18 protein-coding genes are annotated in these 23010 nt (G+C 62.4%); 10 read left to right on the top strand and 8 right to left on the bottom strand.

Annotation, left to right across the window (positions count from 1 at the left end; translation table 11 throughout):
- Positions 1-371: 371 nt before the first annotated feature.
- The 4 genes from MRBLMU1_RS03250 to MRBLMU1_RS03235 all read right to left on the bottom strand — a co-directional run bounded on the left by MRBLMU1_RS03250 (position 372) and on the right by MRBLMU1_RS03235 (position 7518).
- Positions 372-1973: a DUF4832 domain-containing protein gene (locus tag MRBLMU1_RS03250; RefSeq protein ID WP_363496941.1), complete on the bottom strand. Its 1602-nt coding sequence runs from the start codon at positions 1971-1973 to the stop codon at positions 372-374.
- A complete protein-coding gene (locus tag MRBLMU1_RS03245) occupies positions 1954-3924 on the bottom strand; it encodes an NPCBM/NEW2 domain-containing protein (protein ID WP_363496938.1) in 1971 nt (656 codons plus the stop codon). Before MRBLMU1_RS03245 ends, MRBLMU1_RS03250 begins: the two co-directional genes overlap by 20 nt.
- A 28-nt stretch (positions 3925-3952) precedes the next feature.
- On the bottom strand, positions 3953-6796 hold the full coding sequence (locus MRBLMU1_RS03240; protein WP_363496935.1) for a TonB-dependent receptor: 2844 nt from the start codon (positions 6794-6796) through the stop codon (positions 3953-3955).
- Between the two features lie 413 nt (positions 6797-7209).
- Positions 7210-7518 carry an ArsR/SmtB family transcription factor gene (locus MRBLMU1_RS03235; RefSeq protein WP_363496932.1) on the bottom strand — a complete coding sequence of 103 codons (309 nt, stop codon included), beginning with the start codon at positions 7516-7518 and terminating at the stop codon, positions 7210-7212.
- Between the two features lie 99 nt (positions 7519-7617).
- Here MRBLMU1_RS03235 and MRBLMU1_RS03230 point away from each other — a divergent pair, with 99 nt between their 5' ends.
- Positions 7618-8706, top strand: coding sequence for an NADH:flavin oxidoreductase/NADH oxidase (locus MRBLMU1_RS03230; protein ID WP_363496929.1), 1089 nt, complete (start codon positions 7618-7620; stop codon positions 8704-8706).
- Positions 8707-8854: 148 nt separating this feature from the next.
- On the opposite strand, the gene MRBLMU1_RS03225 is transcribed toward MRBLMU1_RS03230, so the two are convergent.
- A complete protein-coding gene (locus tag MRBLMU1_RS03225) occupies positions 8855-11077 on the bottom strand; it encodes an alpha-galactosidase (RefSeq protein ID WP_363496926.1) in 2223 nt (740 codons plus the stop codon).
- A 232-nt stretch (positions 11078-11309) separates the two neighbouring features.
- Here MRBLMU1_RS03225 and MRBLMU1_RS03220 point away from each other — a divergent pair, with 232 nt between their 5' ends.
- On the top strand, positions 11310-12287 hold the full coding sequence (locus tag MRBLMU1_RS03220) for an alpha/beta hydrolase family esterase (protein WP_363496923.1): 978 nt from the start codon (positions 11310-11312) through the stop codon (positions 12285-12287).
- Positions 12284-13120 (top strand): hypothetical protein, encoded by an 837-nt coding sequence (locus MRBLMU1_RS03215; RefSeq protein ID WP_363496920.1) that lies wholly within the window; start codon positions 12284-12286, stop codon positions 13118-13120. Before MRBLMU1_RS03220 ends, MRBLMU1_RS03215 begins: the two co-directional genes overlap by 4 nt.
- Positions 13121-13200: 80 nt before the next feature.
- Here the strand turns inward: MRBLMU1_RS03215 and MRBLMU1_RS03210 are convergent, their stop codons facing one another.
- Positions 13201-14751, bottom strand: a complete 1551-nt coding sequence (locus MRBLMU1_RS03210; protein WP_363496917.1) for an MFS transporter — start codon at positions 14749-14751, stop codon at positions 13201-13203.
- A gap of 138 nt (positions 14752-14889) precedes the next feature.
- On the opposite strand from MRBLMU1_RS03210, the gene MRBLMU1_RS03205 reads away from it, so the two are divergent.
- The 3 genes from MRBLMU1_RS03205 (at position 14890) to MRBLMU1_RS03195 (ending at position 17159) form a co-directional block, all read left to right on the top strand.
- Complete coding sequence (locus tag MRBLMU1_RS03205) at positions 14890-15813, top strand: LysR family transcriptional regulator (RefSeq protein ID WP_363496914.1); 924 nt, start codon at positions 14890-14892, stop codon at positions 15811-15813.
- 172 nt (positions 15814-15985) lie between these two features.
- Positions 15986-16117 carry a hypothetical protein gene (locus tag MRBLMU1_RS03200; RefSeq protein WP_363496912.1) on the top strand — a complete coding sequence of 44 codons (132 nt, stop codon included), beginning with the start codon at positions 15986-15988 and terminating at the stop codon, positions 16115-16117.
- 298 nt (positions 16118-16415) lie between these two features.
- The gene (locus MRBLMU1_RS03195) at positions 16416-17159 is read left to right on the top strand and encodes an alpha/beta fold hydrolase (protein ID WP_363496909.1); all 744 of its coding nucleotides are present in this window, start codon (positions 16416-16418) and stop codon (positions 17157-17159) included.
- Between the two features lie 116 nt (positions 17160-17275).
- Here MRBLMU1_RS03195 and guaA read toward each other — a convergent pair whose 3' ends face one another.
- Together guaA and guaB are read right to left on the bottom strand one after the other, a co-directional pair.
- Positions 17276-18886 carry a glutamine-hydrolyzing GMP synthase gene (gene guaA, locus MRBLMU1_RS03190; RefSeq protein ID WP_363496906.1) on the bottom strand — a complete coding sequence of 537 codons (1611 nt, stop codon included), beginning with the start codon at positions 18884-18886 and terminating at the stop codon, positions 17276-17278.
- 68 nt (positions 18887-18954) lie between these two features.
- Positions 18955-20427 (bottom strand): IMP dehydrogenase, encoded by a 1473-nt coding sequence (guaB, locus tag MRBLMU1_RS03185; RefSeq protein WP_363496903.1) that lies wholly within the window; start codon positions 20425-20427, stop codon positions 18955-18957.
- On the opposite strand from guaB, the gene MRBLMU1_RS03180 reads away from it, so the two are divergent.
- The 4 genes from MRBLMU1_RS03180 to MRBLMU1_RS03165 all read left to right on the top strand — a co-directional run bounded on the left by MRBLMU1_RS03180 (position 20402) and on the right by MRBLMU1_RS03165 (position 22942).
- The gene (locus MRBLMU1_RS03180) at positions 20402-20725 is read left to right on the top strand and encodes a hypothetical protein (protein ID WP_363496900.1); all 324 of its coding nucleotides are present in this window, start codon (positions 20402-20404) and stop codon (positions 20723-20725) included. The genes guaB and MRBLMU1_RS03180 overlap by 26 nt on opposite strands.
- A gap of 142 nt (positions 20726-20867) precedes the next feature.
- Positions 20868-21476, top strand: coding sequence for a hypothetical protein (locus tag MRBLMU1_RS03175; RefSeq protein WP_363496897.1), 609 nt, complete (start codon positions 20868-20870; stop codon positions 21474-21476).
- A gap of 218 nt (positions 21477-21694) precedes the next feature.
- Positions 21695-22267: a hypothetical protein gene (locus tag MRBLMU1_RS03170; protein WP_363496895.1), complete on the top strand. Its 573-nt coding sequence runs from the start codon at positions 21695-21697 to the stop codon at positions 22265-22267.
- Between the two features lie 135 nt (positions 22268-22402).
- Complete coding sequence (locus tag MRBLMU1_RS03165) at positions 22403-22942, top strand: DUF4124 domain-containing protein (RefSeq protein ID WP_363496892.1); 540 nt, start codon at positions 22403-22405, stop codon at positions 22940-22942.
- Positions 22943-23010: the final 68 nt, after the last annotated feature.

Here is a 23010-nt window from a genome sequence, read left to right as displayed (position 1 = left end):
GTCGGTGGCTTTCGTTGGTTCGATGGCGGTGACGTGTGGGAGCGATCATAGCGCTTCCCGGCGCGACGTACTGGTCCTGTAGGACATCCGATGCGGACGCCGGCTGCGACGGAACGCTGGCCAATTGCCACATCAGTGAATCGATTTTAGCCGCCCTCTCATTACTGTCCGATTACTAATTGTTTCGGGTATGTATCAAGTGCGGTGCGCCCTTCGGCGTGGCCATGGTTGGCGGCCACGCCAAATCCTTGCGGCAAGGGAATAGTCCGCGCCGTGGCGGATCACGGACGGCAAGGAGTCGGCGACAACAACGCCACTAAAATCTTTCGACTAGCGGCTTTAGGATTCGGCTAATCAACGGCAAGCCGCCGTTAGCGCGTCGCGCCCACCAACTTGTACCCGAGGGAACTGTCGAATTTCAGGCCATCGAAGCTGCCAAGATTCTGATTGCTCGGCGCTTGCCCCACACCGATCTTGCCGACGACGGTCCAGCCTCCAGTATAGTAATTCTTGTTAGCGAAACGCACACTCGGGACATCGCCGGCGGGATCGTTGATCGACAATGCCAACGTGTAGACACCGTTGTTCAGGCTCGTAGGTAACGCAAACGCTTGCGTAACGGTATAGGATTTTCCCGGCATCCAGGTGCGTATGTCCGCGTTGAAAGAACCCGACCATGCGACCGACTTGTCCGCCCTCAGCAGCGTGGCCTTGACCGGCCACCGATAATAAAACGGCGCGTTGCCCTTGTTGGTTACGGTAAAGGAGACGGTAACGTTGCTGCCGGACTGAGCCTGTACGGCGAATGTCGCGCTGCCGAGCACGTAGCGGTAGCCGAGTTCCTTCTGCATCCGTGTGGCGTTCGCGGCGATGGTGGCGTTCCCCGCGGAGTACTCGGCGATCCATCCCAGGCTTGACGTATTGGTGCGCCGAATCCAATCGATCACATAATCCGTGTTGGAGCCGCTGCCGAGCGTACCGTCCGGACTCCCGCCAAGGCGCGACTGGTCTCCCCAATCGTATGCGACCTCGCCGCTGTTCATTTGCGTCTTCCAGGTCTGTCGAGCGATCAGCGCCTCGCCATTGGCGGCTTCATCAGGTAAAGCGAACGAGTCCCAAATATACCCAACCTGGAAACCGGAAAATGTGTCGGGATATCGCACCATCACTTTTTTGGACGGGAATGCTTGGGCATAGGCGGTTCCAAGGGCGTTTTGGAAATCGACGGGAATCCGGTCCTCGCCGTTCGGCAACGTCGCGGGGTAGATATGATGCTCGCCCCAGTTCCCCCACAACCCGAGCTCGACCGCCGCTACCCGTGGATCGCCATCCCACGCCTGTCCTAGCTTGCGAATGAACGCAACCAGGCGGGTCTTGAGTTGCTCACTGGTCCATTGGCTGGGCGTGCCGTCATGGGGAACGCCGGCCGGCCAGTATTGGCCACCGTCCGGTCCGTTTGGATAAACAATAAGAACGCGGGGAATCACCTTAATATTTTTGTTCTCGATTCCCGACCAGGCGGCGTTGCTCCAGTCCTTGATCTTTTGCGCCGAATCGGTCGCGTTGTTTTCCAGATCGGTGTACTTGATGTACTGTTTGTACACCGTCGCGTACTCGTGGTTCGGAAACGCGCCATCCTGGATGTAACGCGTGGGCCGGAACCCCTTCATCGGATTTTTAAAGGCTTCGGGCGATTCCGCGAGAGTGATCGTGGTTTGCTGGGCGGACGCCTGAGGCGACTGGAAGAAAAAAGCCATCGCAAGGCAGCGTATCGCCGCTGTAGAAAGATTTTTTCTGAAAGAGCTAAGTATAGGAATCATTTTTTCTTGAACATACCAGTGGTTAATATTTGAAAGCTTGCCTGCGCGAGACCGCGCCACGCAATCCTGAATACCAGCTAACGGCAATCCTTTCCAAGAAAAATGGTTTAAGAAGGCGCCAACAAGGGCAACGTCAACGGGATCCGGCCGCATCGGCGACCAGGCGCACCTCACCCCAGGTCGCCACCATCGGCCGCGTCGATTCCGGCTCCGTGCCCCGCACTACCAGCTCGACGAGCTTCACGTCCTTGATATTGGCCGTGATCGGGACCGCCTTGCCGCCCAATGTCGCCACCGGGCTTTCGGAAAGAAGTTTGCCATCGCCATAGACAAAAAACCGCACGCCCCGGCTCACGTCCGCGGAGGAATCATCGACGCCCACCGACGCCATCAGCAGCGCGTGGCCAGCCTCGTTGCGGACTTGAATTCGTGAATCGGACAGGACGCCGATGCCGGAATCGAAGGACTGTCCGGCAACCTGCAGCGTCTGGCCGAACGGCGTAACGTCCGCCTGTGCGCCGCCCCAGCCCGCGTACTGGGGCCGCGATCCCCCGGAGCGGGTGCCCGTCCAGGGGTCGATCATGCGATGAATGGTCGGATCGAGCTCCGGCCGCCGGGTTCCATCGACAGCGACATTGATCGCACCGGGAATTTCCGACAGGTAGACGCCGTTCAACAGCTGCCGCTTGCCCGTCGCTTCAAACACCCGCGTCTCGTGCGGCGCCAACGTGAACGCCTTTTCGCCGCTGAACGTCAGACGCTCCTGCGCCCAAAGGTCCCTGAGGACGACCGGTGTATCGTCCGACAATTTCAGATGCCTGGCGAGCAAAACGACGGTGACGGGTGTCGCGCCGCGGTTGAACAGCGCTACGGCCTTGCGGTCCCCGTCGCCGAGTGTCTTGACGATGATCTGCGCATCGTCGGAGTCGTAGGCCACCACCCCCTGGTGCCCCGCCTTGTCCTGGTTGGCGCGAATCAGGTCTGCGTTGCCCAGTACGCCCAGCAGCGAAGCCGGACCGTTGCGGAGGTCGTAGCTGATCAGCAGCGGAGCATTGATCATCGCCCACAAGGTGAAGTGCGAGCGCGCCTCGACCAGGTGGTCGGCATCGAAAGCCTCGTGCCCGATGTGCAGTATGTCGGGATCGTTCCAATGGCCCGGACCGGCGTATAGCGCGCGCTTCGCCGCGCTGTCGAAGTTGTGCAGCATGCTGGTCCAGCTCGGCGTGATGTCGCTGCTGGTACGCCACAGGTTGCCGACGTCCTTGCCCCACGAACGGACATTCGCCATGCCCCAGGCACAGATCGACAGGATGTAGCCGTTGTCCGGGTTGGCGGCCTTGAGGGCGGTGGCGACCGCCTCGTAGCGGGTCCGCACGGCGTCGCTGTCGGTGCGATTGATCGAGCCACGGTCGATCAGCGGGGCGACAGCGCGGTATTGCTGCTGTGCCACCAATGTCGAGCCAGGCACGAAGTCGGCGAGCCCGCAAGCGTCGATCTTGATGTAATCGAATCCCCATTCCTTGAAATACAGATTGATATCTTGCTCGACATGCCCATCGAGTCCTATTTCGCGCTCGGCGGTCGTGCCTTGCGGCAGATTGGGCGAATGCAGGTCATAGGCCTGCGAACAGGCATTGCGGCCAATGTCGGTGTAGATGCCCGCTTTCAGCCCCATGGCGTGGAGCTTGTCGGTAAACGGCCTGAAGCTGGTGCCGCCCTTCCCTCCGGTCGCCGCCGACGGGAAGATGCCGGTGCGGATTTGCACGCGGCCATCGCTTTGCCGCCGCTTGAGCCACCATCCGTCGTCGATGTTGACATACTGGTAGCCAAGTTTCGCCAATCCGCTGTCGACCAGCACGCGCGCGGCGCCCATCACCTTGGCCTCGTCGACTTCCGTGCGAAACGCATTCCAGCTGTTCCAGCCCATGGGCGGCGTGCCGGCCGCCCCCGTTTCACGTCCCTCCCACCGCCCCGCCGGCGCCAGCGGATCGCCGCCGGACACGGCGACACCCGGCATGACCAGCATGGCCAACGCCGCCGCCAACAGGCCGCGAACCACAGCGGGCCGGCGAGGTTTTCCGTTATCGGACCGGCGGTGTGGCATGCGTGCTCCTTTATTTGTTTTCATTAAGTCAGAACTTCAGGCTCGCGCCCAGCGTGATGGATCGGCCGTAGCGGTAATAGCCGTTGGGAAGGCTGATGGTGCCGTTGCCCAGCTTGGGCTTCTGCACCGCATCGGTCAGGTTGTTGCCTTCGATGCTGATGCGCAGCGACTTGTTGACATCGTAGGCCAACTGGGCGGTCAGCCACGTCACGGCGTTGGCGGTCTCGTTGAAGCCGGCACCGATCACATTGGTGGCGGTGACGAACGAGTCGGTATAGTCGGCCGTGGTGCTCATGCTCCATGGGCCCCGCTCATACAGCAAGCCCAGCGACGCGGTCGCCGGCGCGATGCCCTCGAGCGGGCGTTCAGAGCCGTTTACCCAGCTGCGCGACTGATTGCGCGTGTACTGCGCGCGCACGCCGAAGCCGTTGTCGAACAGGTACTGCAGGCCGATCTCGAAGCCGCGCGCCGTGGCCTTGTCGCCGTTGACGGGTCGCTGCACGTTGAACAGCCGGCCGCCGGGCGCCCCGATGTCCTGGCCCGCCAACCACAGGGTGGTGATCTGGTTCTTGATGTTCTTCTGGTAGACGGCGAAAGTCAGCGCGGAGTCCTTGGCGAAATACCACTCCAGCGACACGTCGGCCTGGCGCGCGGTGTACGGCTTGAGCTCGGCATTGCCGCCGTAGATCTGCGTGAAGTCGCCCCAGGAAATGCTGGCGGTGGTGCTGGACGGCGCGAGCTTGTCGACGGACGGGCGCGCCATCGTCTTGGCGGCGCCGAGCCGCAGCTGAAGGGCGTCGGTGATCATGTAGGTGAAGTTGGCCGCCGGCAGCGCGAAGGTGTAGCTGGCATCCTGCTCCACAGGCGACGGCGCGGCGTAAACGGCCGTGTAGTTGAACGCGCCGTTCTCCACGATGTCGGTGATTTTCGCGTCCCAGGCCCGGGCGGTGGTCTTGGTGTGGACAAGGCGCACGCCGACGTCCGCGCTCCAGCTGTCACCGGCCAGATCCGCTTGCACATAGGCGGCCGTGGTCTTCTCGGCCACGCGGTAGCTCTCCAGCGCATTCCAGGACGGCGCCGACAAGGTCGAGCTGTAGACGCCGCCGCCCGGCCGCGGCTTGCCGTCGTAGGCCTTCAATGCCTGCGCGTAGTTCGCGATGTCAAAGCCCAGGAAGCTGCGCGGAAAGTTGCCGCCCACGCCCGATAGAAAACCCTTCGGGCTCAAGGTCTGGTTGATGACGTTGCCGCCCAGGGTTCCCACGTCGATCGCGTTCTGTCCGGAGTAGTGATCCTGGCCGCCATTGAAGGCGTTGTTGACCATGTCACGCGACTTGTCGCGGTTGGTCTGGCTCAGGCCGAAATTCAGCTGGTTGATGTTAAAGCGGTCCAGCTTCCATTCGGCGCTCGCCGTCGCCCCACGGATGCGGTCGTCGATATTGTCGCCCGCCCGGCTATAGAAGTGGGTGTTGAAGTCGCTGGCCTTGAACAGGCCCTGCGCCAGGCCGCTCCGCAGGTCGCGGCCGTCGGCGAACGTGGTCTTCACGTCGGGCACGGCGGCGCCGGTGAGCTGGATGCGCGTCACGTTGGGCTGGTTCATACGCAGCACGACGTAGCTGTCCTTGCCGCCGGAGTGGCGCTTCGACGTGGACTCGTAAATGTCGCCTGTGACTTTCAGCGTCGGCGAAATCCTCCAATCGGCCTTGGCGCCGTACATCGCCGTATCCACCACACGGTACTCGGTCTTGTTCAGGATCTCGGGATTGAGCCGCATCTCCGGGTCGGTGCCGGACAAGGTCAGGTCGGAGACGACGCCGTTGGTGACCTTCATGTCGGACCAGCGGCCCGGCGCGTACAAGGGGTAGAACGATAGCTGGTAGCCGACCTGGGGCGAGTCCAGCCGGGTCTTGAAACCATCGACGACGACTTTCACGTCGCTGCTGGGCCGCCACTCCACCTTGCCCGAGACCGCCACGCGCTCCTTCTTTTCCATGATGGAGCCGAAACGGAACTGCCCCGGCCCGATCAGGCCTTCTTCGTTGGCGTCGAGGATGCCGTTGCCGTTGGGATCGATGGCGCCGCCCCAGGTATTGCCAAACTCCCAGAACTGGCTCGGGTCGCTCGGGATCGGGTTGCGCGACCAGCCGCCGTCGTTGCCTGCCGTGTCGGTGCGCACGTCGCGCTTGGCGTAGACGACGCCAAGCAGCACGCCGACCTGGTCACCGAAGGTGTTGCTGTACGTGCCCGACAGCTTCTTGCCGTTCAGGCTGCTCATCTGATTGCGGTCGGCCTCCACGCGCAGCAGGCCGCGCTGGCCCTTCTGGTCGAACGGGCTGGCGGAGCGCAGGTTCACGAGGCCGCCGATGGCGCCCTCGATCAACTGCGCCTGGGTCGACTTGACGACGTCGGCGCCACTGATGACGTCGGCCGGCAGCACGTCGAAGGCGAAGTAGCGGCCCGCGCTGTCGGTGCCCAGCAGGCGGCCGTTGAAGGTGGTGATCGTGTACTCGGGGCCGAGGCCGCGGATGCTGACCTTTTGGCCTTCGCCGCCGGCCGTGCGCGAGATCGAGACGCCGGTGATGTGGCTGAGCGAGTCGGCCACGTTGTTGTCGGGGAAGCGGCCCAGCTCGGTCGCGCTGATGCTGTCCTGCACGACAGCGGAGTTGCGCTTGAGCGCCAGGGACTGCTGCAGACTGGCGCGGGCGCCCGTCACTACGACCTGGGCGACCTTTTCGGCATCGGGCGTGGCGGCGTCCTCCTGGGCGCGAGCCGGCGCGGCGAAGGCGGCAAGGGCGAGCAAGCAAGCGGAAGTTAGCGGTTTCGGCACCAGGTGGGAATGACTGTCGGCGTGCGAGCGGCGTTGCAGGTAACTCATTAAACAGTTCCTTTTATAAGTTGTCGGAGCGGCGAAGGCGATGCTGGTAAACCGAAGGCTGTCCGAAATGCGATCACCACTCCCCAAGGGGTAGAACCGGGAGCCGCTGGCATGCGCCCACCTTACTTTTGCTTTCGATTTATTTCACATAATGGAAGGACCCAACAGAAAATCTCTTTTTCCAATGTTTCGAAAGGCAATGAAAAGAAAAGGAAAGTTTCGATTTAATTCAGTTTATAGCGAAACGACCGCCAACTCCAAAACATCTTGGGCATTTTCGATTCGGATGTCGCATTTTTGCGATTTAGCCATCACTCTTTCGTTCGAAAGCTCGAGGCGAAGTAAAAAAAAGCCCCTGAAAAATCAGGGGCCGGCGCTATGGCACGCATGTGGCGCGCAACGTTTGGGTTTTACTACGCGGACGTCGGTTGCGACAGGATCGCGCTCAACAAGCCTGGAAAGCGGCTGTCGATATCGGCGCGGCGCAGCGTGTTCAGGTGGGTGGTGCCGGTGCTCTCCGTGCGCACCAGCCCCGATTCGCGCAACACCTTGAAGTGGTGTGATACGGTCGACTTCGGCCGTCCACCGTCGAGTTCGCCGCAAGTGGCGCTGTCCACGCGCGCCAGGTGGCGCACAATTTCCAGGCGTATCGAATCGCTGAGCGCGTAGAGCACGCGCTCAAGAACCAAATCGCTGGCGAGGGGATGTTTATAGGGACGCATCGGCGACATCATACACCTTGAGGTATAATAGTTCCATTGTTCGAATATTTTCGAACTACCGTACACCATCTCTCGCTAGCTCTTATACAAAGGAAATCCATGTCCGCCCTCTTCCAGCCGCTCACCGTTAAGGACGTCACCCTGCGCAACCGCATCGCGGTACCACCGATGTGCCAGTATTCGGCCATCGACGGCCTGCCCAACGACTGGCACCTGTCGCATTACGCCAGCGTCGCGCGCGGCGGCGCCGGCCTGGTGATCGTCGAGGCGACCGCCGTCGCGCCGGAGGGACGCATTACGCCCGGCTGCACCGGCTTGTGGAACAATGAACAGACGCAGGCGTTCGTGCCCATCGTGCGCGCCATCAAGGCCGCCGGCGCGGTGCCGGGCATCCAGATCGCCCACGCCGGCCGCAAGGCCAGCGCCAACCGGCCGTGGGAAGGCGACGACCACATCGCCGAAGGCGACGCGCGCGGCTGGCAAACGATCGCGCCATCGGCCATCGCGTTCGGCGCCAACCTGCCGCGCACGCCCCGGGCGATGACGCTCGACGATATCGCCCGCGTGCGCCAGAACTTTGTCGACACGGCGCGCCGCGCCGTGGAGGCCGGTTTCGAATGGCTGGAGCTGCATTTCGCCCACGGCTATCTGGCCCAGAGTTTCTTTTCGGAGCATTCCAACCAGCGCGACGACATCTACGGCGGCAGCGTCGAAAACCGCGCCCGCTTCCTGCTCGAGACGCTCAAGGCCGTGCGTGAGGTGTGGCCGGAGCACTTGCCGCTGACGGTGCGTTTCGGCGTGATCGAATACGACGGCCGCGACGAACAGACCTTGCTCGATTCGATAGAGCTGGTGCGCCAGTTCAAGGCGGCCGGCATGGACATGATCAGCGTCAGCGTCGGTTTCACGATTCCGCAGACCTCGATTCCGTGGGGGCCGGCCTTCCTCGGGCCGATCGCCGAACGGGTGCGCCGTGAAGCCGATGTGCCGGTGTCGTCGGCATGGGGCTTCGGCACGCCGTCCATCGCCGAGCAAGTCGTACGCGACCAACAGCTAGACCTGGTCATGGTCGGCAGAGCGCACTTGGCAAATCCACACTGGGCCTATTTCGCAGCCAAGGAACTCGGCGTCGACCGCGCCTCGTGGACCCTGCCGGCGCCTTACGCGCACTGGCTGGAACGGTACTGATTGTCAGAATGATGTCGGCCAACGCCAGCGTGGTTTTGTGTAACGCCTGAAACATGGAAATCCTCATGGCTGTCGGTGCCACCTACCTTGTGCCATGAGAATTGAAAAGCGTCAGTGGAACATGGAATTTTTGTATGGTCGGCCCCGATCAGCCGGCCTCGAAAACAACGGCGGCGGCCTGGAAATCGCCGCGCAGGTCGACTCTCACGCCATGTCCCATCCAGAACGCGCCACTGGCCTGTTTCGGCGTGTCCGGCATGACACCGCCCGAAATGATGCGCATGGTGTACACCTTCGCCGGATCGAGTCCGCGCAGCTGGATGCGCGTTGGCGCGTCGCGCCGCGACCCCGAGTGGAGGAAGGCGAAGAGCACGGCTTGCCTGCCATCCTGCGACACCGACAAGGTGGCCGAGCGGGCCGACCCGCCACGCGGCGACACCAGCCGGTACAACTCGCCCTGCTGGACGGTCATCCGGATCGTCTTGTACGCCGCGACGAGTTGTTTCGCCTTGGCGAAGTCGTCCGCATTCCAATGGTTGAGATTGGCGCCGATCCCGAGCGCCCCCTGCATGGAAGACAGGAAACGATACTCCAGCGAGGTGACGCGCTTGTTGACGAAGTTCGGCGCGTCGGTCACCCACGCCATCATGATGGCCGGCGCGTACGCCTGGCTGAAGCCATCCTGGATCAGCAGCCGGTCATAGGGATCGGTGTTGTCGGACACCCAGACCTGATCGGTCAGCCGCATGATGCCCAGATCGACGCGGCCGCCGCCGCTGGCGCAGGATTCGATTTCAAGGCGCGGGTGGCGCCGGCGCAGCTCGGCCAGCAGCTTGTACAGGTTATCCACGTACGCGACATACAGCCGCTGCTGATCGGCCGGCGCGACGTCCGGCCAGCCGGGCTCGGACCACGCGCGGTTGTGGTCCCACTTGAGAAACGCGATGTTGTTGGAGACGAGCAGCTGGTCCAATACCCGCAGCAGGTAGTCATAGACATCCTTGCGCGCCAGATTGAGGACCAGTTGATCGCGCGCTGGCGAGCGCGCCCGCTCGGGGAAGTGGATGACCCAGTCCGGGTGCGCGCGATACAGGTCGCTGTCCGGATTGACCATCTCCGGCTCGACCCACAGCCCGAACTCCATGCCGAGGTCGTTGACGCGCTGGATCAGCGGCGCTAGTCCGTTCGGAAACTTCTTGCGGTTGACCACCCAATCGCCCAGGCCGGCGCGTGAATCGTTGCGCGCGCCGAACCAGCCGTCGTCGACGACAAAGCGCTCGACGCCGATGCTGGCGGCCTTCTCGGCCAGGGTCATCTGCCCTGCCTCGTCGACGGCGAATTCGGTCGCCTCCCACGAATTGTAGAGAACCGGACGCTGGCGCGGCGTGGGGGCGCCCGGCAGTATCCGTGTGCGCTGGTAGCGGTGGAACAAGCGCGACGCCCCGCCGAAGCCGACGCCGGAATACCCGGCATGAAACGCCGGCGAGACCAGGCGTTCGCCCGGTTTCAAGCGATAGGCGAAATCGAAAGGGTTGTACCCCGCCGTCGCGCGCAGTCCTCCAAGGGAATCAATGTCCACGCTAATGCGCCACGAGCCGCTCCAACCCAGCGCCCCGAACCATACCGGACCGGACTCCTCCTCGGTCGCACCCCGGCTGATCGCAATCCAGGGATTGGCCTGATGCGACGTCATGCCCTTGCGGCTTTCGATCACCGTGGCACCGGGCGTCACCGGACGGGTTTGCAATGCGAACTCGCCCGCCCAGCGCCCGGTCAGGTAGGACAGCTGGTAGTCGTCGCTATAGGGCAGGTTCACGCTGGCGGCAGCCAGCTGGTCGATCTGGATCGGGCCGCTGGTCCGGTTCTCCACCGTGGCGGTGCGCGAGAGGATGCCGGTGGCGGCGTCCATCGCATAGGTGAGCGTGACATGGACGGCGCGGCCCACGTCCTTGAGCCGGACCACCAGTTGGTCGCCGTTCAGTTGATGATCGACATAGCGCAGATCGAGGTCGCGCACGCCATCCGGAAAGGTCACCTTGAGCGCCGGCTCCACCGTCAGCCCGCCGCCGTAGCCCGGAAACTCGAACGGCGTGACGGTGATCGACATCTCGTTGCTGGAGTTATCCGGGACAGGGACAGGCGCCGGCAGCTTGTCATCGAGCGCCAAGGCAATCCCCCAATACAGGGTTTGCAGGCGGCCGTCCGGATTGACGCCGAAGGCGTACGTGACCGCGCCCCCATCCAACCGGAAGACCTTGGTCGCCGCATCGACAGTCGGTAGCGCCCTAGCGCCTCCCGCGATGGACAAACCGGCGAGACCACCCAGCAGTCCCATGCATACAGTGCGGCGGCGTTGATCGATATTCGTCATGACGTCCTTGTAGAGGTGTTTGGCGGGCGCGAGTGGTCATCCCGGCCGGCCTATTGTATTGCGGCGATGAACGAACGAGCAAGCGGCTCACATCAGCGGCTGGACCTGGCCCTCGCCTGGTTAGGGCAGATCTTCGCAATGCCATACCGTGTGAAGCGGTGTGGGCTGGTGTGTATTCCGACTACAATTGCGCGCATGTGCGAACTTTCTCGACCGAACCTGGAGATACCGAATGACCGCTGCCAACCGCCCGTCCACGACCCACGCGTTTATCGCCGCAGGGATTGCCGCGCTCATGCTCGCGGGCGGTTTGTCGAAAGCGGAAGCGCGCGAGGTCCAACAGGTCGTACGCCAATTCGATGTGCCCGGCGCGCCCCCATTCGCCATGTATCGTCCCGAGGCGGTCAAACCCGGAGCGCCAGCCCCGCTGGTGTTCTTGCTGCACGGGAGCTCGGGCGACGGAACATCCATACTCGGCGGCTCCAGCTTGAAAGCCCTGGCCGACAAGTACGGTTTCATCATCGCGGCACCTACCGGCGCGATTCGGCTCGCCCAAGGATACGCGTGGAATATACCGGGCGTGGTGACAACCGGCGGCATGGCTCCCGGCCCGGACGCCAGGGATGACGTCAAATATCTGCTGTCCATCCTGGATTTGCTCGCCGAACAAGGGCTGGTCGACCGTGGCCGCGTCTACGTTACAGGCTTCTCCGGTGGGGGACGCATGGCGAGCTGGCTGGGATGCGTTGCGCCCAACCGTTTCGCCGCCATCGCGCCGGTGGTCGGACTGCGCGCGGGCGCGCCGCTCAAGTCGGACCCGCTGCAACCCGACCCGGATAGCTGCCAGCCTGAATCGGCGGTTCCCATCCTGGGGTTTGCCGGGGACAGCGATACGACCAACCCGATTGGCGGCGGTGGTTCAAAATACTGGCAGTATTCCATGCATGCCGCTGAAATGCGGTGGGCGGCGCTCAATCGCTGCCAAGCTCCCCCTGTCACTCGACGGGTCTCGGCAAACGTGTACCAGGAGCTCTACGATGGGTGCCGGGACGGCGCCGTGGTGACCGCCTATATCACCGAAGGAGGCGGCCATACCTGGCTCGCCGATGATGAGATCATGTGGCAGTTCTTTGCCCGTTATGCTCGCGCAGCGGATGGCAAATTGCTGAAAGGCGATCCTCCCGACTTTTCGCCGGCGCCGCGAAAATGATCCTGACGCTACGATCTATTTTTCTTGCCGCGTGCACCCTCTGTATATCGGCCTCATCGACGTCGGCGCCCGTAACGGCGCCGGGCGTTGAGCCGCTCGAATTACGCATCGCGGTGGTGTCGGATGGACGTGCCGCCTACTTCATCCGCCTGCTGGAGGAATCACTGAAGTTGATTCGGCAACCCTATCATATTCAATACGTAAAGGATATTCCCGCCCGCCGCATGTGGTGGATGCTGGATAGAGGTGATATCAATCTGTTTTACGGCATGCAATCGAAGGAAAAGGATAGCAGCGAGCAGCTCGTTCCAGTGCGTAACGCCTTGACCAATGGGTTGATCGGCCAGCGCGTGTTTTTAGTACGGCGGGCCGATACCGAAGCCTTTGCGCAGGTGCGATCCGTCGGCGATTTGAAGCGCACCGGACTCATCGCGGGACTGGGTGCCGGCTGGCACGACGCCAAGGTGTGGAAGGCGTCGGGTTTGCCGCTGTACGAGCACGCCGCTCCGTGGCGTACGATCTACGCGATGGTCGCTGCGGGAAACCGCCACGTCGACTATCTTCCGCGCGGCGTCATAGAGGTGTTGGAAGAGGCACGCTCACATCCCGAATTAGTGGTGGAACAGCATTTGCTATTGGCGTATCAAGCCGACTTCATTTTCTATCTGAACGCATCGGCCGCCCGCTATCGCCCCGTCCTCGAACGGGCCTTGAGAGAAGCGGAGGTTACCGGACTCAAAGCACGCCTGATCGAGGAAACGTTCGGTGCCGACATCAAGGCGCTCAACCTGAACCGCCGCCTGCGCCTGCAACTTCCGGCAGGCCGAAACTGAGCGGTCAAAAAAACCCATGAATTTCATGGGCTTTTTTTTATTTCTACGGTTCTTCTTGCTGATTCGCCCATTGTCCAGCCTCAAGACTCCGAGGCTGCGCCTTGCGGATCGGATGACTGCCGCAACGTTACGACACAGATCACGGCGGTCAGAGCCGAGAGCACGGCCAACACGGCAAAGATGCTGTGGAAAGCCGAGGTGTAGGCACGATGTGCAAGTTCGATGACCGCCCCGTCCATCGCGCTGGCGGCGCCAGCAGAAGAACCGTGTTCGGCGTTGGCTCCGATTTGGTTGGCAATCGTCGTAGCGCTTTGCGGTAGGGACAACGAATCGGCCGACGCCGCTACCCGCAGATTTGCCGACGTCAAGCCGATCAGCACGGCGCCGATGGCCGCAATGGCGATAGCTTCTCCTGCCACGCGCATGGTGGTGAAAATACCGGCGGCCATGCCCGCGCGCTCCTTGGGAACCACGCTGACCGACAAGGCATCCATCAAGCCCCACGGCAAGCCATTGCCGATGCCGATCAGCGACATTGGGATCGCCATCGCCCACAAGCTCCCGTCAGGAGACAAGCGCATCAACAGCCAGGCGCCGAGTGCGGAGATGAGGAACCCGACGCCCGACAGCAGGCCGGGTGAGACATGTCGGGCCATCCGCCCGGCCAGCAGCGGCACTACCAACATCGGTGCGGTCAGCGGGAGGATCGCAAGGCCGGCCGTGAACGCATCGCGTCCCTGAATGACCATGAACCAGATCGGCACATAGACAATCAGGGCGATAAAGCTGAACCCGGTCGCTACGGGCAGCAACTGCACCCCAATGAAGCGTGGATAGCGGAACAGGGAGAGTTCCAGCATGGGACGCGGTCGCCGTAACTCAACGGCGACGAAGGCACCTAGCAGCAAAACCGTGCCGCCCAGCAAAGACAGCACGCGCAGGCTCGCCCAGCCGTCTTGCGGCCCGCGCACGATGCAGAACGTCAGCGACACCAGTGCGGCCGTGAACAGCACGGTGCCCGGCCAGTCGATGCCTTGCGCCTGCGGATCATGGGACTCCTTGATACGCCGCGTACCCAGCAGCAGGATCAAGACGGCGATCAGTGCGATGGCGAAGTAAAGCGACCGCCAGCCCAGGTGCTCGATCAAAAACCCAGAGGCCATCGGACCGAACGCAAGACCAACGCCGAACGCGGTGCCCAGGAAGCTGAAGGCCCGAGTGCGTTCTTCGCCCTCGAACTCCTGGGCAAGCAACGAGGTGGCCGAAGTCAGGACCAGGGCGCCGCCGAGGCCTTCGGCGGCGCGCAACAAATTGAGCAGCAACAGGTCCGGGGTCAAGCCGATCAGCAGTGAGGTGGCGACGAAGATCCAAAGCCCCGCCACGAAGCAGCGCTTGCGGCCGATCTGGTCGCCGATGGCGCCCGCCGCCATGACGCAACCGCCGAATGCGATGGCATACGCGTTCACGATCCAGCTCAAGGTGGACTGATCCCCACCCAAGTCGCGCCCGACCGCCGGCGTCGATATCGCAGGGCCAGTGAACACCAGCGGGATGATGATCGCGGAGACGCAGATCGCCGCCAGTACCTTATGCCGGTCACCGGTCGCGACCGGCGCATGTGTCTTGCTCATTTCAGCTCCAACGCACCCTTCCGGCTGCGCCGGATGCGCATCGAACCGAGGGCTTGACGATTGCCCTACAGCTTAATTGCTTCACCTGAAAGTGATAATATAGATTTAATACAATTAACTTATGCAAATAATGCAGATATGAACGGTACCGAGTTTGAGCAAATCACGGCTTTTCTGGCCGCCGTCGAGCATGGCGGATTTACCGCCGCCGGCCAAGCGCTGGGGCGCGATGGCTCCATCCTCTCGCGACGTGTCACGGCACTGGAAAAGCGCCTGGGTGTACGCCTTATGGAGCGCACCACGCGAAGGCTGGCATTGACGGAAGCGGGCGAAGCCTTTCACCAGCGCATGCGCGGCGCCGTACACGCCTTGCAGGACATAGAGCAGGACACTGCGGCGGCAGCGGTCGGCGTGCGCGGCACGCTGCGTATCGCCCTGCCCGCAACCTTCGGCCGCATGTGGGTTGCGCCTATCCTTCCTGCCTTTCTGGCGACCTATCCCGATCTGGTCGTGGAAACGGCTTTCGAGGATCGCTATGTCGATCTGGTGGCGGAGTCCTTCGATGTGGCTGTCCGCATCGGACCATTGAGCGACAGCAGGTTAGTCGCACGCAGGCTGACGCCATCGCGGCGCATGCTCTGCGCTTCTCCCTCGTATCTGCAAGCGCACGGTACGCCTTCCCGGCCAGCCGATCTTGGCCGGCACGCCTGCCTGGGGTTCTCCCGTCTGGCGTCGCACCCTCTTTGGCACCTGCGCGACGGTGACAAGCCGACGGCGATTCGGATCGCAGGCCCACTGGTCACGGACGATGCGCAAAGCCTCGTACAAGCGGCCGTTTTCGGGACGGGCATCGCAATGGTGTCCGACTGGCTGGCGGGCCCGGAGCTACGCAGTGGCCGGCTGGTGCCGGTGCTGCCCGATCATCCCGTGGAGAACAATGAGACGGTCTGGCTGGTGCATCCATCCGCACGATTGGTTCCAGCCAAGACACGGGCGTTCGCCGACTGGATCGTGGGAGCGCTTGGCGCAAGGCCATGGCTGAGCCAGGGGTCGGCCGACTGACTGCCCTCTATCTGGTTCCGGGCGAGGAGCACCCGCTGCCCGCGCGTGGATCTGCTTCAAACTACGGCGCTGTCACCGGACTTCTCCACGCCCGTACTGGCGGCGGCGCGGCGTAGCGTGCCAACACGATGGCGTACTCTTCGTTTGCGTCCGGCGAGCTGGGTGTAGTGCCATGATGCGCTTTGGCTTCCCTCGGCAAGCTGACGCGATGATTACCATCGTGTCATTTGAGATGATGGACTGCATGCGCGCCAGAACAGTGACGCCGGTCGCCAGCACGATGCCGCAGCTCGCCAAGCCGTGACGAGGCCCTCGATCAACAACAGGTTGGCGACGTCGCGCCCATCGCCCGTCGCACATCCATCTCGTCGGCACGGCGCGCGAGGTTTGCGCGGAGACGCCAAGCTGCATCGTGCTTCCAGCGACTGCACTTGCGGCATCAGCCAGCACCGCGCCAACCGCTGCTTCATCCATGTGCCGCCATGAGACGGGGCAGTACCCCGCGATTTTCCCAGCATTACATTTTCGTCATTTTCGCGTCATGCTGATGTCATCCACGGTAGCGCATCATGGCAATCACCCCATCCACTGAAAGAGTTTCCATGAAAATGTCCACCATCGCCTTCGCGGCCACCCTGCTTTTAGCCGGCGCCGCCCAGGCTGCACCGGTTCGCAACGTCGTGCTGGTCCACGGCCTGTATGCCGACGGTTCGAGCTGGAGCGAAGTCATTCCGCACCTTCAGGCCGCCGGCCTGCATGTCACTTCGGTACAGAATCCATTGACGTCGCTCGATGACGACGTCGCCGCCGTACAGCGCGTCCTGGCCCTGCAGGATGGGCCCACCGTCCTGGTCGGCCATTCCTATGCAGGCACGGTGATCAGCCAGGTCGGTACCGATCCGAAAGTGGCTGCACTCGTCTACGTGGCTGCCCGGGCCCCCGACGCGGGGGAAGATTATGGCGCGCTCGCAGCAAAATTCCCCGCCACGCCGATCGGTAAGGGTCTCGAGAAATCCGGCGGCTTCGTGCAAGTGAGTGAAGAAGCGTTCCTACGCGATTTCGCCAACGATGTTCCGGTCATCAAAGCGCGCGCGTTGTACGCCGTGCAAGGCCGTGCGGCGGAGTCGCTGGGTACCGCCCGCACCACCGTGGCCGCATGGCATACCAAGCCGACGTGGTATGCCGTCTCGACGCAGGATCGCACCACCAATTCGGACCTGCAGCGCTTCCTGGCAAAGCGCATGGGCGCCCACACGATCGAAGTGGCCAGCGGCCACGTGTCGATGATTTCGCATCCGGCGGAAATTGCGCAGCTGATCCTCGACGCGGTGGCAGCGCAGAAATAAGCCTGACCGGGATCTCGATCCAGTCGCTTCAGACAATGCGAAAAAAAAGCCCCTGAAATTCAGGGGCTTAGTCTCGTCCATTTACCCGGCGCTGCCAGCGGCTGCCGAGCTAAAGGTCATTCCCACTCGATCGTCGCCGGCGGCTTGCCCGAGATGTCGTACACCACCCGGTTGATCCCGCGAACCTCGTTGATGATGCGGTTCGACACCTTGCCCAGCAGCGCGTGCGGCAGGTGCGCCCAGTGCGCCGTCATGAAGTCCTGCGTCTGCACCGCGCGCAGCGCGACGACATATTCATACGTGCGGCCGTCGCCCATCACGCCCACCGATTTGACCGGCAGGAACACCGCGAACGCCTGGCTGGTCGCCTCGTACCAGTTTGTCGGCACACTGTCCTGATCGAAGCCGGGAACTACCACCGGCTCGTACGGCGTGTTGCGCAGCTCTTCGATGAAGATGGCGTCGGCGCGGCGCAGCAGGTCGGCGAACTCCTTCTTCACTTCGCCGAGGATGCGCACACCCAAGCCCGGACCCGGGAACGGGTGGCGGTAGACCATGTCATGCGGCAGGCCCAGTGCGACGCCCAGCTTGCGCACTTCGTCCTTGAACAGTTCGCGCAGCGGTTCGAGCAGCTTGAGCTTCATCGTCTCCGGCAAGCCGCCGACGTTGTGGTGGCTCTTGATGGTCTGGCCCTTCTTGCCCTTGCCTGCCGATTCGATCACGTCTGGGTAGATGGTGCCCTGCGCCAGCCATTTGGCGTTGACCAGCTTGCCCGACTCGACCTGGAACACTTCAACGAACTCGCGGCCAATGATCTTGCGCTTTTGCTCGGGGTCGGCGACGCCGGCCAGGTGGCCCATGAACTGGTCCTCGGCATCGATACGGATGACCTTCACGCCCAGGTTCTTGGCGAACATGTCCATGACCATCTTGCCCTCGTCCAGGCGCAGCAGGCCGTGGTCGACGAACACGCAGGTCAGCTGGTCGCCGATGGCGCGGTGGATCAGCGCGGCGGCCACGGACGAGTCGACGCCGCCGGACAGGCCGAGGATGACCTCGTCCGTGCCGACCTGCGCGCGGATCTTCTCGACCGCTTCGGAGATGTAGTCCGGCATGTTCCAGTCCGATTTGCAGCCGCAGATCTCGTGCACGAAGCGGCCCAGCATGGCCTTGCCCTGCACCGTGTGGGTCACTTCCGGGTGCCATTGCACGCCGTAGAAGTGTTTCTCTTCATTGGCCATGGCGGCGATCGGGCAGCTCGGCGTATTGCCCATCAGGACGAAGCCCGGCGGCATTTCCAGCACCTTGTCGCCGTGGCTCATCCACACCTTCAGCATGCCGTGGCCTTCGTCGGTGACGAAGTCGTTGATGCCGTCGAGCAGCTTGGTGTGGCTGCGGGCGCGCACCTCGGCGTAGCCGAATTCGCGCACCAGGCCGTTTTCCACTTTACCGCCCAGCTGCGCGGCCATCGTCTGCATGCCGTAGCAGATACCCAGCACCGGCACGCCCAGCTCGAACACGGCCTGCGGCGCGCGTGGCGAGTCGCCGTCCAAGGTGGAGTTGTGGCTGCCCGACAGGATCACGCCGGCGGCGCCGTAGTTGCGCACGAACTCGTCGCTGACGTCGTACGGGAACACCTCGGAGAACACGCCTGAGTCGCGCACGCGGCGAGCGATCAGCTGGGTGACTTGGGAGCCGAAATCGAGAATGAGGATTTTAGAATGCATGGATGTCTACAGAAGTGGTCTGGAATGGAAAAACGCCGGCTTCTGGAAGCCGGCGTTGCAAGGACTAGTTAGTCGCCGGAACGGTAGTTCGGCGCTTCCTTGGTGATTTGCACGTCATGCACGTGCGATTCACGCATGCCGGCCGAGGTGATCTCGACGAACTCGGCTTTGTTGCGCAGCTCGTCGATGGTGGCGCAGCCGCAGTAACCCATCGATTGACGCACGCCGCCGACCAGCTGGAAGATGATCGCCAGCACGCTGCCCTTGTAGGCGACACGGCCTTCGATACCTTCGGGCACGAACTTGTCGGCCTTCATCGTGGCGTCCTGGAAGTAGCGGTCGGCAGAACCGTCCGACATCGCGCCCAGCGAACCCATGCCGCGATACGATTTGTACGAGCGGCCCTGGTACAGGATCACTTCGCCCGGCGCCTCTTCGGTGCCCGCGAACATCGAACCCATCATCACGGTCGACGCGCCGGCGGCCAGCGCCTTGGAGATGTCGCCCGAGAAGCGGATGCCGCCGTCGGCGATGCACGGCACGCCGGTGCCTTCGAGCGCCTCGGCCACGTTGCTGATCGCGGTGATCTGCGGCACGCCGACGCCGGCGACGATGCGGGTGGTGCAGATCGAGCCGGGGCCGATGCCGACCTTGACCGCGTCGGCGCCGTATTCGACCAGCGCCTTGGCGGCGGCGGCCGTGGCGATATTGCCGCCGATGACGTCCACGTGCGGGAACTTGGTCTTGATCCATTTCACGCGGTCGAGGATGCCCTGCGAGTGGCCGTGGGCGGTGTCGACCACCAGCACGTCGACGCCGGCGGCGACCAGCAGCTCGATGCGTTCCTCATCCTTGGCGCCGACGCCGACGGCGGCGCCGACCAGCAGTTTGCCCTGCGTATCCTTCGACGCCAGCGGGTGCTCGGTCGATTTCTGGATGTCCTTGACGGTGATCAGGCCGCGCAGTTCGAAGGCGTCGTTGACGACCAGCACGCGCTCGAGGCGGTGCTTGTTCATCAGGCGCTTGGCTTCGTCGCGGTCGGCGCCGTCGCCGCTTTCCTTGATGAACACCAGCTTTTCGCGCGGCGTCATCTTGGCGCGCGCTTCGGCGTCCAGTTCCTGTTCAAAGCGCAGGTCGCGGTTGGTGATGATGCCGACCACTTCCTTGCCTTCCACGACCGGGAAGCCGGAGATGCCGTACTGCTCGGTCAGTTTGATGACGTCGCGGATTTTCATCGTCGGCGGGATCGTGATCGGATCGCGCAGCACGCCGGCCTCGAAACGCTTGACCTTGGCCACTTCCCGCGCCTGGTCCTTCGGATTGAGGTTCTTGTGGATGATGCCGATGCCGCCCTCTTGCGCCATGGCGATCGCCAGACGGCCTTCGGTCACGGTGTCCATCGCCGCCGACAGCAGCGGAATGTTCAATGTGATATTGCGGGTCAGACGAGTTTTGAGGGACGTATCGGCAGGCAGAACATTCGAGTACGCTGGGACGAGAAGCACGTCATCGAACGTGAGTGCTTTTTGGAGAAGACGCATAGCAATTCCTATAGGCGCAAAAGCAGATTATACAGAGTTTGCGACATTCTGTCTGGAACTTCTCCTTTGCGGCGGCGGCGGCACCTATGATCGGCTGGCGCTGTACGTCATCAACGATTACACCATAGACTCCGGCTACGGCACGATCCACCTTAACACCCTCAGGATCACCTCCGACACCGTTGGCGGCCCGATCTCCAGTCCGGTGCCGGAACTGCCACAGTTCGCCATGAAGGGCGCCGGCCTGGCCGCCCTGGGCCTGTGTGCGCGTCATCGCAAAGCCAAGCAGGCTATGTAAATATATTTAACGAAGCTTGCGCAGTTGTCTCGAAATGGGCCGCCATTTGACTCGCATTTAACCATTGCGCTGTGACAATTAGATAGTTTTTAAGATTCTTAAAATGCTAACATATTCATCCGTAAACTATTTAGGATATTTCATGTTACGAAAATTAACGTCCGCTGTCTTGATGGCTGCAGCCGCGCTCGTCAGCCAGAATGCCGCAGCGGCCAATGCGCTGTATGCTAATCAGTCACTCGGTTACAACGAAAACATCACGTCTGCAAACGGGAAATACATGTTGGTGCAACAATCTGACGGGAATCTGGTGTTGTACCGTGGTACCCCAGTTGCTGCAAACGCACGGTGGGCTTCGTACAAAACCGGTGTTCGCACTTATATGCAGCAGGACGGTAATTTCGTGCAGTACAACGCCGCCAACGTAGCGGTATGGAATTCGGAGACTGGAGGCCATCCTGCCTCCGCCAATTACGCGGTGGTCCTTAAAGACGACGGCTCCCTCGTCGTGGGCGAACAATCAGGCGTCCTCATTAATCCTTGGAGCAAAGTAATTGTCGGTCCGGACAATCAGGCACCAACCACGCCGACCGGCCCTTGTCCTGGCGGGCGCACTTATCAGACTTACCAGGTGTGCATTCCTACCGGCGGCGGACGCGGCATGTTCGGCACCATTCAGGCTTGCTCGCAAAGCGAGGCCGCAACACAGGCTAGCCGCAACGGCTGGACCTTCGGTGCCTGCACGTTCTAAAGTGCCTCCATCTGACTGAGCAACCAACCGGGCCTCATGGCCCGGTTATCTTGACGAACAATCATTCTCCAATGCCCAGCAAACTTCTCACCATAACCGGCGCATGCGCCACGCTCGCCGTTATGGGATATGTTGTATTCGCTGGCGCAGGCCCCACACCGGCGCCCCCCCCGCAACCGGTTCGCATCGCGCCCGCACAGTCTGCGGTCACGAGCACTATGGCGCAATTCAACGGCGGCGCGAACAATATGCAAACGGGCGGCTCGCCTTTTTCGGGTTCTGGCGCCACTGACACCACACTGGCTCAACAGCGGTATGAGGCGCGCGAAAAACGAATGGCGCAGGGCGGCTATGGCACGCCGGCCGAATACTATTATCTTCCGCTGACAAAGCTCAAGGAACTGGCTTCGCGCGGCGACATCTATGCGCTACTTCAATTAGGCCAGCAATATTGGGATGAGCCGGACGCGCTGGCGTCCGAGGCGGGCTTCGACCGCAGCGTCCCGTCGAATAAACTCGCGGTGGAATATCTGTCGCGCGCCGTGATGGCAGGCGCGACGCAACCGGCTTTAACGCTGGCGACAAGGCTTGCCGCCTCAGATCCCGCCGAATCCTACGCATGGGCACTGTTTGCCGAAAAGCTTCAGATCAGTGGCGCCACCGAGATGGCATCCCAGCTACGCACCCGCTTGAGCGACCGCGACATCAGCGCTGCCCTTGTCAGCGCGGAGCAAAAACTCGATCAGATGACGCAAGCGACCACCGACGCCGCTGCGGCACGCACGCGGTAACGCCAGCCCCCTCAGCCCCGCTTGATTCGGGCGTTTATTCCGTCCGCTGTGATGTGAATGAGGTGTGCCGGCATCAAGGTTGACACTGAGCTTGTTTCGTGGCGAAATCGATGGTGTCACCATGTGGAGCCCGCCATGAACGCACGCACCAAGTCCGCCGTCCTGCTGAGCCTCCTGCTCGCGGGTATCGCCCCTACCGCTCCGGCTCAATACATGTGGCTGGATAACAATGGCGTGAAACAGCTGTCCGACCGCCCTCCGCCGCCAAGCGTTCCCGCTAAACGCATCCTCAAGGCGCCCGGCCGACCAGCCTTCAATCCGAACACTTTCCCGACAGAAGCCGCCGACACGCCGGCAATGCCCGCCTACCCGGTGGAAACAAGCCAGCCAGCCAACGCAGGCCTCAAGGCAGCGCCCACCCTGGCCGAACGCAACCAGGCCTTCAACAAGCGCCGCGCGGACGCGGCCGCCGCCGAGCGCAAAACCGCCGACGACGCGCAACAAAAGGCGGACGCCGCCGCCAACTGCGAGGCGGCCCGGCAAAACCAGCGGGCGCTGGACCAGGGCATGCGCCTGGCAAATATCGACAAGAACGGCGAACGAACCATCATGAGCGACCAGGAGCGCGCCGAATTGGGCAAAAAGAATCAAAAAGTGTTGGCTGGCTGCCAATAAGCACTTTCCCCCTCTCCCTTTAGTCGTAAGCTGCCGTATGATATCGCTATCAATACCACTATAAGTAT

The organism is Burkholderia sp. LMU1-1-1.1 (assembly GCF_040675865.1).
GTDB lineage: Bacteria > Pseudomonadota > Gammaproteobacteria > Burkholderiales > Burkholderiaceae_D > Rugamonas.
Note: the sequence above shows the minus strand (reverse complement) of the source record. Positions and strands in the feature narration are given on the sequence as shown.

Coding starts and splice junctions, on each gene's coding strand:
- MRBLMU1_RS03240 (WP_363496935.1), bottom strand. CDS start 6,796: ATGAGTTACCTGCAACGCCGCTCGCACGCCGACAGTCATTCCCACCTG.
- MRBLMU1_RS03205 (WP_363496914.1), top strand. CDS start 14,890: ATGAACGGTACCGAGTTTGAGCAAATCACGGCTTTTCTGGCCGCCGTC.
- MRBLMU1_RS03235 (WP_363496932.1), bottom strand. CDS start 7,518: ATGCGTCCCTATAAACATCCCCTCGCCAGCGATTTGGTTCTTGAGCGC.
- MRBLMU1_RS03220 (WP_363496923.1), top strand. CDS start 11,310: ATGACCGCTGCCAACCGCCCGTCCACGACCCACGCGTTTATCGCCGCA.
- MRBLMU1_RS03210 (WP_363496917.1), bottom strand. CDS start 14,751: ATGAGCAAGACACATGCGCCGGTCGCGACCGGTGACCGGCATAAGGTA.
- MRBLMU1_RS03200 (WP_363496912.1), top strand. CDS start 15,986: ATGATGCGCTTTGGCTTCCCTCGGCAAGCTGACGCGATGATTACCATC.
- MRBLMU1_RS03195 (WP_363496909.1), top strand. CDS start 16,416: ATGAAAATGTCCACCATCGCCTTCGCGGCCACCCTGCTTTTAGCCGGC.
- MRBLMU1_RS03165 (WP_363496892.1), top strand. CDS start 22,403: ATGAACGCACGCACCAAGTCCGCCGTCCTGCTGAGCCTCCTGCTCGCG.
- MRBLMU1_RS03250 (WP_363496941.1), bottom strand. CDS start 1,973: ATGCGGCCGGATCCCGTTGACGTTGCCCTTGTTGGCGCCTTCTTAAAC.
- MRBLMU1_RS03175 (WP_363496897.1), top strand. CDS start 20,868: ATGTTACGAAAATTAACGTCCGCTGTCTTGATGGCTGCAGCCGCGCTC.
- MRBLMU1_RS03230 (WP_363496929.1), top strand. CDS start 7,618: ATGTCCGCCCTCTTCCAGCCGCTCACCGTTAAGGACGTCACCCTGCGC.
- MRBLMU1_RS03225 (WP_363496926.1), bottom strand. CDS start 11,077: ATGACGAATATCGATCAACGCCGCCGCACTGTATGCATGGGACTGCTG.
- guaB (WP_363496903.1), bottom strand. CDS start 20,427: ATGCGTCTTCTCCAAAAAGCACTCACGTTCGATGACGTGCTTCTCGTC.
- guaA (WP_363496906.1), bottom strand. CDS start 18,886: ATGCATTCTAAAATCCTCATTCTCGATTTCGGCTCCCAAGTCACCCAG.
- MRBLMU1_RS03170 (WP_363496895.1), top strand. CDS start 21,695: ATGGCGCAATTCAACGGCGGCGCGAACAATATGCAAACGGGCGGCTCG.
- MRBLMU1_RS03215 (WP_363496920.1), top strand. CDS start 12,284: ATGATCCTGACGCTACGATCTATTTTTCTTGCCGCGTGCACCCTCTGT.
- MRBLMU1_RS03245 (WP_363496938.1), bottom strand. CDS start 3,924: ATGCCACACCGCCGGTCCGATAACGGAAAACCTCGCCGGCCCGCTGTG.